Origin of the sequence: Coleofasciculus sp., from assembly GCF_046565525.1 — a bacterium.
GTDB lineage: Bacteria > Cyanobacteriota > Cyanobacteriia > Cyanobacteriales > Coleofasciculaceae > Coleofasciculus.
The window spans coordinates 1-10,384 of the sequence record NZ_JBKHUP010000175.1 but is presented as its reverse complement, the minus strand read 5'-3'; the positions used below and the strand labels follow the sequence as shown (position 1 = coordinate 10,384).

13 protein-coding genes, 1 tRNA gene and 1 pseudogene are annotated in these 10,384 nt (G+C 46.0%); 10 read left to right on the top strand and 5 right to left on the bottom strand.

The features are described from left to right. Window positions 1–66: 66 nt before the first annotated feature. Window positions 67–354 (bottom strand): annotated as a pseudogene (locus tag ACLGGO_RS33890) (DUF6653 family protein); the annotation flags it as partial. Window positions 355–375: 21 nt separating this feature from the next. Next, complete coding sequence (locus ACLGGO_RS33885; protein ID WP_446335966.1) at window positions 376–939, bottom strand: metal-binding protein; 564 nt, start codon at window positions 937–939, stop codon at window positions 376–378. A 45-nt stretch (window positions 940–984) separates the two neighbouring features. Here ACLGGO_RS33885 and ACLGGO_RS33880 point away from each other — a divergent pair. From ACLGGO_RS33880 to ACLGGO_RS33835, 10 genes are all read left to right on the top strand, one after another. Beyond that, window positions 985–1,056, top strand: a tRNA-Val gene (locus ACLGGO_RS33880). Window positions 1,057–1,226: 170 nt separating this feature from the next. Further along, on the top strand, window positions 1,227–1,967 hold the full coding sequence (locus ACLGGO_RS33875; RefSeq protein WP_446422609.1) for a nickel/cobalt transporter: 741 nt from the start codon (window positions 1,227–1,229) through the stop codon (window positions 1,965–1,967). A gap of 34 nt (window positions 1,968–2,001) precedes the next feature. Continuing rightward, window positions 2,002–2,478 carry a hypothetical protein gene (locus tag ACLGGO_RS33870; protein ID WP_446422608.1) on the top strand — a complete coding sequence of 159 codons (477 nt, stop codon included), beginning with the start codon at window positions 2,002–2,004 and terminating at the stop codon, window positions 2,476–2,478. A gap of 346 nt (window positions 2,479–2,824) precedes the next feature. Next, window positions 2,825–3,400, top strand: a complete 576-nt coding sequence (locus tag ACLGGO_RS33865) for a Uma2 family endonuclease (RefSeq protein ID WP_446422607.1) — start codon at window positions 2,825–2,827, stop codon at window positions 3,398–3,400. A gap of 148 nt (window positions 3,401–3,548) precedes the next feature. Continuing rightward, entirely contained in the window at window positions 3,549–3,887 is a 339-nt protein-coding gene (locus ACLGGO_RS33860; protein ID WP_446422606.1) for a four helix bundle protein, read from the top strand. A 13-nt stretch (window positions 3,888–3,900) separates the two neighbouring features. Further along, on the top strand, window positions 3,901–4,281 hold the full coding sequence (locus tag ACLGGO_RS33855; RefSeq protein ID WP_446422605.1) for a hypothetical protein: 381 nt from the start codon (window positions 3,901–3,903) through the stop codon (window positions 4,279–4,281). Further along, window positions 4,278–5,372, top strand: a complete 1,095-nt coding sequence (locus tag ACLGGO_RS33850; RefSeq protein WP_446422604.1) for a hypothetical protein — start codon at window positions 4,278–4,280, stop codon at window positions 5,370–5,372. Before ACLGGO_RS33855 ends, ACLGGO_RS33850 begins: the two co-directional genes overlap by 4 nt. Before the next feature lie 22 nt (window positions 5,373–5,394). Further along, on the top strand, window positions 5,395–5,643 hold the full coding sequence (locus ACLGGO_RS33845) for a hypothetical protein (protein WP_446422603.1): 249 nt from the start codon (window positions 5,395–5,397) through the stop codon (window positions 5,641–5,643). A 28-nt stretch (window positions 5,644–5,671) separates the two neighbouring features. Continuing rightward, on the top strand, window positions 5,672–6,157 hold the full coding sequence (locus ACLGGO_RS33840; protein ID WP_446422602.1) for a helix-turn-helix domain-containing protein: 486 nt from the start codon (window positions 5,672–5,674) through the stop codon (window positions 6,155–6,157). 98 nt (window positions 6,158–6,255) lie between these two features. Further along, window positions 6,256–6,600, top strand: coding sequence for a hypothetical protein (locus ACLGGO_RS33835; RefSeq protein ID WP_446422601.1), 345 nt, complete (start codon window positions 6,256–6,258; stop codon window positions 6,598–6,600). 145 nt (window positions 6,601–6,745) lie between these two features. On the opposite strand, the gene ACLGGO_RS33830 is transcribed toward ACLGGO_RS33835, so the two are convergent. The 3 genes from ACLGGO_RS33830 to ACLGGO_RS33820 form a co-directional block, all read right to left on the bottom strand. Beyond that, window positions 6,746–7,798, bottom strand: coding sequence for a D-alanine--D-alanine ligase family protein (locus tag ACLGGO_RS33830; protein ID WP_446422600.1), 1,053 nt, complete (start codon window positions 7,796–7,798; stop codon window positions 6,746–6,748). A gap of 108 nt (window positions 7,799–7,906) precedes the next feature. Beyond that, the gene (locus ACLGGO_RS33825; RefSeq protein ID WP_446422599.1) at window positions 7,907–9,694 is read right to left on the bottom strand and encodes an SLC13 family permease; all 1,788 of its coding nucleotides are present in this window, start codon (window positions 9,692–9,694) and stop codon (window positions 7,907–7,909) included. A gap of 71 nt (window positions 9,695–9,765) precedes the next feature. Beyond that, window positions 9,766–10,224, bottom strand: a complete 459-nt coding sequence (locus tag ACLGGO_RS33820; RefSeq protein ID WP_446353601.1) for an SRPBCC family protein — start codon at window positions 10,222–10,224, stop codon at window positions 9,766–9,768. Window positions 10,225–10,384 lie beyond the last annotated feature (160 nt).

Here is a 10,384-nt window from a genome sequence, read left to right as displayed (position 1 = left end):
ACTTGGCGCAAGCCTGGTAGAGCAAGTTCTGACGATGAATGTAGAATCCCACGCGCTTTAAGCCGTGGGAGTGTCAACTCGATTCATCCAAACCCGTTCGCCAAATACAGCTTTAGACGCCCAGTTATCAGTCGTTTCCGGTTTAGCAAATAGGCGCGGGTTTACCCAATTCCAAAGTAACGCCACTGCAACCAAAAGCAAAGACCACCAGCCCAGCCAAACTCGACTCTAGATGGCTAGGATGAGCAAAGGTAATACAGTGTTGCGCGTCCAGACACTCCAGGGATTAGCATGACGTGTCCATGTGGCTTCATTCATCTGAAACAGTTGAGCAATTTTGTTTTCTAGGGTCATGGTTGTTATATCCCAGAAGCGTCAAGTTCGTCGATTTGAGGTTCGCTGGCGTTTGGTGGATTTACGGCGCGGCGTTTGCTTTCGACGCTGGTAGCGCTTGTAGGTGGAACTTGTCCAATCACTGACGGAGTGGAGGATAGCGCCGAGTTCTAAGCCGATAAATAAAGCAATCCAGTGGGCTTGATAATCAAGGAGCGATCGCGTGATATGTTGTTTTAATTCTTCCCCAGTCCAAGGTACAGCCTGGAATAAGTACATAATCACAAATCCTACTCCCGCCAGCGCGATGATCCAACTCCCCAGATAGAGGATACGAATCGTAGTCCCTAGGATAAAGCCGTGGGAAAAAATAGAGCGGTGGCGCATCACCTTTTGGTAAGGTAGCCAAATCCAGCGCAGCCACCCCCAGCGTTTAAAGGGGCGTGAGTAGAGATCTAAGTCGGGACTGAACATGAGTCCACTAAAAAAAAAGCCTCCAGATACGATCAGGGTTAAGTCCCCATTCCTAGTCATGATGCGGGTTACAGCGGTTATAAGGGGGAGACTCCATAAGGTAATGCGATCGTGTATTTGACCAGAGGGCATATTTTTGGTAATTTTGTGTTAATCTAAGTAAGTATGATACATACCGGGCGGTTAGCTCAGCGGTAGAGCGCCTGCCTTACAAGCAGGATGTCACTGGTTCGAATCCAGTACTGCCCATTTTTTGTACAGTAACCAAGGGCTTGGTAACCAAGCCCCTACTTGTGATTAGCCATTATTTCCTTCGCTCTCATAAGATACGTTAGAACGCAACTGGCTATAAGGCAACTTGATGGGAACCAGGTGTACTGTTTTGATATAATCGCCTAATTTACCCACCCAGTTTTTCCATGTCACAAGCGTGTATTTTAGCTCACTTGAGTCACACATCCTCAGTACCGAACCTGATCGCATCTGAACCGACGTTAAGCACGATTTTAATCGGGATCGCGATCGCGTTTGGATTCGGTGCGGTTCATGCACTGTCCCCTGGACATGGTAAAACCCTTGTAAGCGCCTATTTTATTGGCTCTCAAGGCACTGCACAGCAGGCTGTTTTACTGGGATTAACCATAACCTTTACTCATACACTGAGTATTTTTCTGTTGGGTGCGATCGCGCTGTTTGCGTCTCAATACTTTTTGCCTGAACAATCCTATCCGGTGCTGAGTTTCGTGAGCGGGTTAACCATTGGTATCCTCGGATTGAGCCTACTGAGAAAGCGGCTGCATTCCCATTCCCATTCCCATTCCCATTCACATTCACACACCCACTCACCCACTAGCCTTTCATCCCTGGTTAAATTAGGGATTGCGGGGGGATTAATTCCTTGTCCTTCAGCTTTGGTAATGTTATTGAGTGCCGTTGCATTACACCAGATCAGCTATGGGCTGTTTTTGGTGGGCGGGTTTAGTCTGGGGTTAGCATCAGTGTTGGTTATTTTGGGTGTCGTCGCCATTTATGCTCGCCAGTGGCTAGAGCGATTACCGCAAACGGATCAAGTGTTGCAAAAGTTATCAATTTTGAGTGCGATCGTGATCATGGTCATTGGCTTTGGTATAACATTTGTTTCAATCACTACCTCTCTATAAGGCAAAATCAATCACAACCTTTTACAGATATCCAATGAAAGTAAAACAGTTTTTTGTTGTCCTACTGGTACTTATCAGTCTTTTGGGCTTTCCCAGCCAAGCACTAGCCCATGGAGTGGAAACCAACTATCACTTAAAGATTAATTCCCTAGAAATTCAATCTGTGTTCAGCACAGGGGAAGCGTTTCAAGATGCACCTGTGATTGTCCATCCTCCTGCGGGTTCAGACTATGCGCCGATTGCAGGAAGGACAAACGAACAAGGGATGTTTGTCTTTGAACCCGATTACTCCGTCAGTGGAGAGTGGGAGGTGGAGATTGGTGAGGATAGTCATTGGGATATGTTAGTGATTCCGGTTAGCGATCGCGGAATTGATGTCGAGGCGATCAGCCAGATTCATGAGGATCATCCTCACCATCATCATTATCTTGCCAGTCAAATTATTGTCGTGGTGCTTGCCATTGGCTGTGGCATTGGTAGTCAATTTATCAGCCATAAATTTAAGAATTAGCCTGGTATGGGCGCACAGACGTCATTAGTATCAACTTAAGGCTGAAACCCTTACTTAATCAGAGATACCCCCTTTTTTGAACCCCCTCCCGTCTTCCTTTTTGATCCCCCTTCCGTCCCCCTATTAGATCCCCCTCCCGTCCCCCTTAAAAAGGGGGAAGCCATAGGATGCTTCGCTTTTTTTGCACGGGGGAGACCAGCGGATGCTTCGCTTTTTGTTCCATGGGGGATTTAGGGGGATCTAAACTTTGAGCGCTAGTCATATAAACTCTTAAGTAGACACGGATGACTGACGTGCGCCCACAGGCAGAAAAACAGGCGATCGCATTTTTGACTTGTAACGAACAATGATTCCAATTATTATCCCACAAACCCTAAAAGTTACTCAGGAGCAGTTTGAGGAACTCGCTGCGGCTAATCGCGATGTGCGACTCGAACGAACAGCTATAGGAGAATTAATTATTATGCCACCCACTGGGGGAATTACCGGAAAACGGAATATTGATATCGCGTTTCAGCTTCAATCATGGAACCGTCAGGCTGGTTTGGGAGTTGCTTTTGATTCTTCGACAGCGTTTCGGCTTCCTAATGGTGCAGATCGTTCTCCTGATGCGTCTTGGGTGAGTCAAGAACGATGGGATGCTTTGACACTAGAACAACAGGAATCATTTCCGCCACTGTGTCCGGATTTTGCGATCGAATTGCGTTCTAAAAGTGACAATATGGAAACTTTACGCAAAAAGATGCAGGAATATTTAGACAATGGGTTGCGTTTGGGGTGGTTGATTGATGCGAAGAATAAAAAGGTTGAAATTTATCGACCGAATCGGGAGGTTGAGGTTTTAGAGTCACCGAATAGCTTATCAGGGGAAGATGTTTTACCTGGATTTGTACTGGATTTACAGGTGGTTTTGGGGAGTTAACAGTTATCAGTTATCAGTTAACAGTTATCAGTTAACAGTTATCAGTTAACAGTTATCAGTTAACAGTTATCAGTTAACAGTTATCAGTTAACAGTTATCAGTTATCAGTTATCAGTTATCAGTTATCAGGGAGTGGATATGAAGAGTATTGCATACCAGAAAGCGTATCGATTTGCTATTCGGGTTGTTAAAGCTTACCAATATCTCCCTGAAAAAAAGAAAGAGTTTATTTTATCAAAACAATAGAAGTGGAACTTCGATTGGTGCGAACCTCGCTGAAGCAAACGGTGCTATATCTACAGCAAATTTTTCTGCTAAAGTATCAATAGCCTATAAAGAGTGCCTAGAAACCAAATATTGGCTATCTCTGTTGAAAGATACAGGATACATTGCGGAAAAAACCTTCAATAGCATACACGCCGACGCTGACGAGATAGGCAAAATCCTCTTTTCAATCCTCAAAACAACCCGACTCTCTGACAACTGATAACTGATAACTGATGACTGATAACGAAGATTGGGCGGGGACGCAAAACAACTTGGCAAATGCTTACCGCGATCGCATTCGGGGAGAACGCGCTGAGAATTTGGAACAGGCAATCGCCGCCTACAACTTAGCTTTACAGGTTTCTACCCGTGAGGCATTTCCTCAAAATTGGGCTGAAACGCAAAGCAACTTAGCAGAGGCACTGATGCAACGTGCCACACTAACTGAAAATATCAAGAATTTAGATACTGCCATTACTTTGCTACAGGAAGCCCTAGAAATTGCAGTTCCCCGCAGTCCCAACTTTATCGACTCCCAGTATGCTGAAGTGGATAATCTCTATCAAGCAGCACAACGAGCGATGGAACGACAAGCAAGGGAGGTTTATGTATGACCACGGCTGACGATATTTTTGACCAGTCGGTAAACAATATTCAGCGTTTAGGACTTAGAGAGATTCCCTTTACCGAAAGCCCCACCGATTTGCGAAGCGAAACCCTGAACCATATTTTCACGGGACGACAAGATGAACTCGGCCCAACCGCATTAATTGCCCTAGCTCAAGAAATGACAGATGACGAATGGGCGCAAAGTCAACTGTATCAGATGGGGATTCCTACCGAAAAAGTCTTGAAGGAACGCAGATCCGAAGTCGGGGGTAGTATCGGAATAGCTGGTAAGATTGGCGAGAAAGATTTACCCATCACCAAACCCCAATATCCCACTGTCAGCCTCAACACCCTTTTAAATCGGGCGCAAAAGAAATATCCCGAAGGTGTCGTGATTGCGATTGATGACCTAGACAAGCAAAACCCCCATCGAGTCAGGCAATTAATGCACGATGCTCAGGGTACATTAAAAGGTCCGGCGTGGTTCTTGCTAACAGGACACCCAATGGGTTTAATGGGAGATTTACTCACCAGTGAACGCGGTTTATTTGACCTACAACTCAAGCTAGAAGAAATGGATCAGGAAACCACCTATCAGATGCTGATCAATTACCTTAGCAGTGCGCGGATTAAAAATTACTCCACTGATGCGAATGATCCGCGTTCTGTATTACCTTTTCTACCCGACACAGCCAAGCACTTTTGTCAGGTTTCTCTAGGTAAACCCCGTTTGTTCAACCGATTGGGTAGCACAGTTTTGTCAACGGCGGCAAATCTTCAGGTCGATAAAATTACCCCAGACGTTTTGGACAAAGGTTTAAAAGCAGCAGAGCCAACCTTGCGCCAACAAGCTGCATTGAACGTGCAAGAAGAGCGAGTTCGTGCCTTATTGCAGCAGCGAGGTAGCCTTTCAGATGAAACAATAACGATAGATGATCTCGAACAGTTAGGCTTCCGCAGTTTTAGCCAAATTTTGCCTTATTTAGAACGATTAGAAGAGGCAGATTTGGCGCATCAGATCAACCAAGACGATACCAAAACATTCGCCCCAATTCCTCTCCCCCCGGCGGACGAGGAGCCACCCCTAGATAGTTGAGTTCAATAGTAGAAGCTGCTGAATGAAAACCTGTAGCGCTGATCAGATGAGTGACCCCAATCCTCAGTTGAATGGTACTGAAATTTTGGATGGTGGGCAATGCCCACCCTACAGTATATCAAAGTGGCGTTTGTGCGTAAGTCCTGTAAAAGCGCGATCGCACGCCCCAATTTTCTGGCATCCTAGAGATGATTACCTGTCCCCTAGAACAGCTTCATGCCCCTTTCCCACTGCACCAACAAAGAAGTCCCACCAGCATCTCAACCCATAGACGTTGATTGCTGTAGAGGTTTTGCAGCATGAAGCCAGATAGCAAGTACCAGCCACTTCTAGAATTTCTGCAACAGAGCGATCAAGCGGAAGTAATCCTCACCTTTGCAGAAATTGAGGAACTCATGAATGACACCTTACCCGACTCAGCACGCCAAAAACGGGCATGGTGGAGCAATCGTAGGAAAGGCGCACTGCAAGCAAATGCCTGGATGGAAGCCGGATATTGGGTTGAGGATATTGATTTGGAGCAGCAACGGGTGACATTTCGCCAACCTACGGCTAAACCTAAAGTTCCACGTATGGGTGACACCGTGCTATGGAACGCTCAACTGATCAAGGCACTACGTCGCTATATGGGTTTAACCCAGGCAGAGTTTGCCCAAAAACTTGGTGTGCGACAGGCGACAGTTAGTCAGTGGGAAAATAGCGCTTATGAACCCACTCTGGCTACATCTAAGTATTTAAGCCTGATTGCAGAACAGGCTGGATTCCACGTCATAGAAGAAGACTAATTTCAAGGAGAGTATTTACATATTGATGCTTTACCAGATATATTGTATATATTGACTGACAAAAAACTCGGTAAAGCATCTACTCCAACAGTAAAGCCATGCAACCTCTACGCCATCGCATCAACCCCAAAACCTTCGTTATCACCCTTCGGCAAATCGCTAAACACCTGAGAATCCCCCAAGAGCGCATCCTCAACTGGGAAAAATGGCATAACGTCCTTTGGGTGCATATCAAAGGAATCGGCGGTTACTTCGTCAGCTACCGCCAAATTGAACAGTGGATTGCCGCTTGTCGCACCCTCATACGCTATTGTCCCAACCTCAACACCCTCGATATCCTCTGGCAATCAATCTGTATTGAAGCCCAACGCTATACACCAGAGGCATTATCCCGACTTGAAATAATCCACCAGCAGCGATATGTCTATTTATCCAACCGCTAAAAAACCTAAAATCACAAGCCACGGTAGTAGGGGTTTGGTAACCAAACCCCTACAGTTTCCAAATGACAAATGACGAATGACAAATGACGTAGCTTGCTTCTCAAGGGAAGCGAGTTCTCAACCGTTCACTTTAATGTCCACAGATTTAGGAACCGTGCCGTTCTTGGGCGAATTCAATCAACTGATCAACTAATTGAGGAAACGGCACACCACTAGCTTCCCAAAGTTGAGGATACATACTGGTGGCGGTGAAACCCGGTAAAGTATTAATTTCATTAATTAAAACTTCTCCAGTCGCCTCCACATAAAAGAAATCCACCCGTGACAAACCCGCTGCATCTACCGCCGCAAATGCTTGGAGTGCCATCTCCTGAATCTGACGACTTACGACATCAGGTAAGGGTGCAGGAATGGATAACGTGGCACGACCTTCTGTATATTTAGTTTCATAGTCGTAGAAATCGCTGGTATAACTAATTTCACCCACCACAGATGCTTTAGGATTATCATTGCCTAAAACCGCACATTCCACTTCCCGCGCCACGACTCCCGCTTCCACAATAATTCGGCGATCATAACTGGCTGCACTATCTAAAGCTGCTTCCAATTCACTTCGCGATCGCACCTTGGCAATACCCACCGATGATCCTAAATTAGCAGGTTTAACAAAACAGGGATACCCCAACGTTTCCTCAATCTGATCACACAGTTTCGGGAAAACGCAGGGATTTGACCATACCTGAGCGCGACTCAATCCCTTATACTTCACCTGGGCGAGTCCCACTTGGTCAAATACCTGTTTCATGGCAATCTTATCCATCGCCATTGCCGAACCTAATACACCCGAACCCACACAGGGAACCTGCATTAACGTTAACAAGCCTTGAATCGTGCCATCTTCTCCATTGGGTCCGTGCAAGATAGGAAACCAAACATCCACCTCAGCTACCTGAGGCGGAAATTGCCAGAGGTTTCCGTCTCCATTGGCTTCTAGAGGCGTTCCCGAAGCCAAAACCTGCTCGGCGATGTCTGGGGGTTGCCAGATGCCATCTTTTTGAATATAAACGGGTAAAACCTCGTACTTATCCGTATTCGGCGGCGTACTTAATGCTTTCGCGATCGCTTGTGCTGAACAAATCGAAACCTCGTGTTCTCCTGAGCGCCCCCCAAATAGCAGTCCGATCCGTACTTTTGTCATGTTTTCGTTGATTGTTGATGGGTCAAAGACTTATCGTACTTGGTCAGGGTGAATTTCGTAATACCAAATTCGGGTTGACTCCCCTACCAATGACGAATGACAAATGACTCATAAACCATAAAGCAGAATAATCAAAGGGGGAATAACAACGGTCATCAAAAGACTCAGGGGAGCGCCCACGCGGAAAAAGTCTAGGAACCTATAACCCCCTGCACTGTAGACCATGGTATTGGTTTGATAACCAATCGGTGTCATAAAACTATTCGACGCCGCAAAGGTGACAGCAAACATAAAGGCAAAAGGATTGAGTTCCAAAGTCTGAGCCACTTGCACCGCAACGGGTAAGAGTAAAACCACCGAAGCGTTATTAGATAAAATTTCGGTCAACAACGCTGTAATCAGAAAGAAAAACGTCAGTATCCAATAGGGAGAGAAACTACTCCCAAGGGCGACAAGATTTTCAGCTAACCATTTAGTCGTTCCCGAATTTTCCATAGCAATTCCCAAAGGAATTAATCCGGCTAAGAGAAAGATAATATCCCAGCGCACCGCACCATACAGTTCCCCTGGCTTCAGACAGCCCGTGAGTACCATTAAAACAACTCCTGCTAAGGCACTGACCAAAATCGGCAATAGGTTAAACGCAGCAACCAGTACAACTCCCACACCAATTGCCACAGCAATTCCGGCTTTTTCTCGCCGAAACGTTTCCATGTCTCGTTGCTCAAAGACCAACAAATCTCGACTGGTTTGTAATCCGACAAAGCTTTGCTTAGGTCCTTGCACCAAAAGCAAATCGCCAAACCGTAACGGAACTCTACCCAAACGTTCCCGGACGAATTCTTGTCCACGACGAATGGCTAATACAGTCAAGTTATAGCGTTGCCGAAAGCGAAATTCTTTGAGGGTCGATCCGAGCAAATCAGAGTTCGACAAAATTAAGACTTCGGCAATCGTATCTTCCCCGGATGTCAGATTTTCTTCAATTGATTGTTTACTAAATTCTACATCTGGAAAAATATCGATTCCCCGTTCATCTTTAATATTCAGCAAACATTCTCGCCTTCCCCGCACAATTAAAATATCCCCAGCCTGTAACACTTTGTCTGCAAGAGGTTGGGCGAAACGGCTGTCGTTACGGATGATCTCCAGCACGTCCATATCAAATTTGCGCTGAATTTGAGTCGAACGTAGGGTTTTTCCGACCAAGCTGGAACCTGGGGGAATCACAATTTCACTCACATAGTCCTGAAGTCCATACTCTTGAGTATCACTACTGGAGATTTTGCGATTGGGCAGTAATCGGGGAGCAATTAACACCAGATAGGTCAAGCCAATCGTGAAGGTGAGCAATCCTAATTTCGTGAATTCAAATAAACTGAATGTGCCGTACCCCAATTTCTCCGACAAACCACTCGCCAAAATGTTGGTCGAAGTGCCAATTACAGTAATCATTCCCCCTAAAATCGTAGCGTCAGACAGGGGAATAAGCAGTTTGGAGGGAGAAATCCGCTTTTGGCGACACAAATCTTCCACAATCGGCAGAAAGACAGCCAGGACAGCCGTATTATTGATTACACTACTAATCGGACCAGCAATTGCCCCCAACGCTAAAATCTGCTGGGAGGACGTTTTACCTCCCCACTTCAAGAGGAGTTCACTGACGACTTGAATAGCGCCAGTGCGGGCAATTCCAGCACTGAGGATAAACATTGCCATCACGGTGATTGTAGCTGAACTACTAAACCCGGATATTCCTTCCTCAGGGCTGACTAATCCCAGCACAATCAGCAGCACCATGATGGTGAGTGCGGTAATATCAACGGGCAACCATTCGCTGATAAATAAAATCAGAGTCAGTAGGATAACACCAAGGGTGAGAAGAATCGTCGTCATAGCGGGTAAGATGCATTAAGCGGCAAATCGCGGTTTAGTTAACGCTGAATCTAATATACTCGCTAAAACTATTAAGCCATTCCTTGATAAATCTCCTCAGCGACTCGTTTCAGACGCCGTAGCTGGGCTTTCATATCCTGCTGTGTCCAGGTTGTGGCAAAGGTATTAAAGCCCCAACTGACGAGAGGGTTGGGAATTTCAAACTCAAAACGATTCAGCAGCCTCGTACCTAGAATCGTGGGTTGACATTCCCAGCGATCGCGCCCTCGGAAAAATCCTTGGAATTGCCAAACGACTAAACCGGGCTCGCGTTCCACAACGATACTGTTGAGGGTAGGCTGTACTAAAGGAATTTGAATCACAAAGCGACTGCGACTACCAATATCTGTACTCCACTCACCCACCGGATAGCAGCGCAGGGCTGGATTGAGCCAACGGTGCATCAGCGTCAGATCCGTGATGCAGCGCTCAACGGTGGTGGCGCTGGCTTTAATGGGGATGGATTGTTCAAAAACTTGAGAATTGGACATTTAAACCGATAATAGGGTGTCGATAGCTGGTAATCTGACTCTTATTACAGCATGAGCGATGGTGCAGGCTCCCCCGTACTTCAGTCGGGGGATGAAACCGAGCAAGTCGTAAAGACAGCGGGATTTATCCCGCAATAATCCCCTTAAGTAATATAATATA

What these genes read in the sequence shown, in the direction of transcription:
- ACLGGO_RS33875 (WP_446422609.1), top strand. Translation starts at nt 1,227, where the DNA reads ATGTCACAAGCGTGTATTTTAGCTCACTTGAGTCACACATCCTCAGTA.
- ACLGGO_RS33855 (WP_446422605.1), top strand. Translation starts at nt 3,901, where the DNA reads ATGACTGATAACGAAGATTGGGCGGGGACGCAAAACAACTTGGCAAAT.
- ACLGGO_RS33885 (WP_446335966.1), bottom strand. Translation starts at nt 939, where the DNA reads ATGCCCTCTGGTCAAATACACGATCGCATTACCTTATGGAGTCTCCCC.
- ACLGGO_RS33830 (WP_446422600.1), bottom strand. Translation starts at nt 7,798, where the DNA reads ATGACAAAAGTACGGATCGGACTGCTATTTGGGGGGCGCTCAGGAGAA.
- ACLGGO_RS33825 (WP_446422599.1), bottom strand. Translation starts at nt 9,694, where the DNA reads ATGACGACGATTCTTCTCACCCTTGGTGTTATCCTACTGACTCTGATT.
- ACLGGO_RS33840 (WP_446422602.1), top strand. Translation starts at nt 5,672, where the DNA reads ATGAAGCCAGATAGCAAGTACCAGCCACTTCTAGAATTTCTGCAACAG.
- ACLGGO_RS33835 (WP_446422601.1), top strand. Translation starts at nt 6,256, where the DNA reads ATGCAACCTCTACGCCATCGCATCAACCCCAAAACCTTCGTTATCACC.
- ACLGGO_RS33865 (WP_446422607.1), top strand. Translation starts at nt 2,825, where the DNA reads ATGATTCCAATTATTATCCCACAAACCCTAAAAGTTACTCAGGAGCAG.
- ACLGGO_RS33850 (WP_446422604.1), top strand. Translation starts at nt 4,278, where the DNA reads ATGACCACGGCTGACGATATTTTTGACCAGTCGGTAAACAATATTCAG.
- ACLGGO_RS33870 (WP_446422608.1), top strand. Translation starts at nt 2,002, where the DNA reads ATGAAAGTAAAACAGTTTTTTGTTGTCCTACTGGTACTTATCAGTCTT.
- ACLGGO_RS33820 (WP_446353601.1), bottom strand. Translation starts at nt 10,224, where the DNA reads ATGTCCAATTCTCAAGTTTTTGAACAATCCATCCCCATTAAAGCCAGC.
- ACLGGO_RS33845 (WP_446422603.1), top strand. Translation starts at nt 5,395, where the DNA reads ATGAAAACCTGTAGCGCTGATCAGATGAGTGACCCCAATCCTCAGTTG.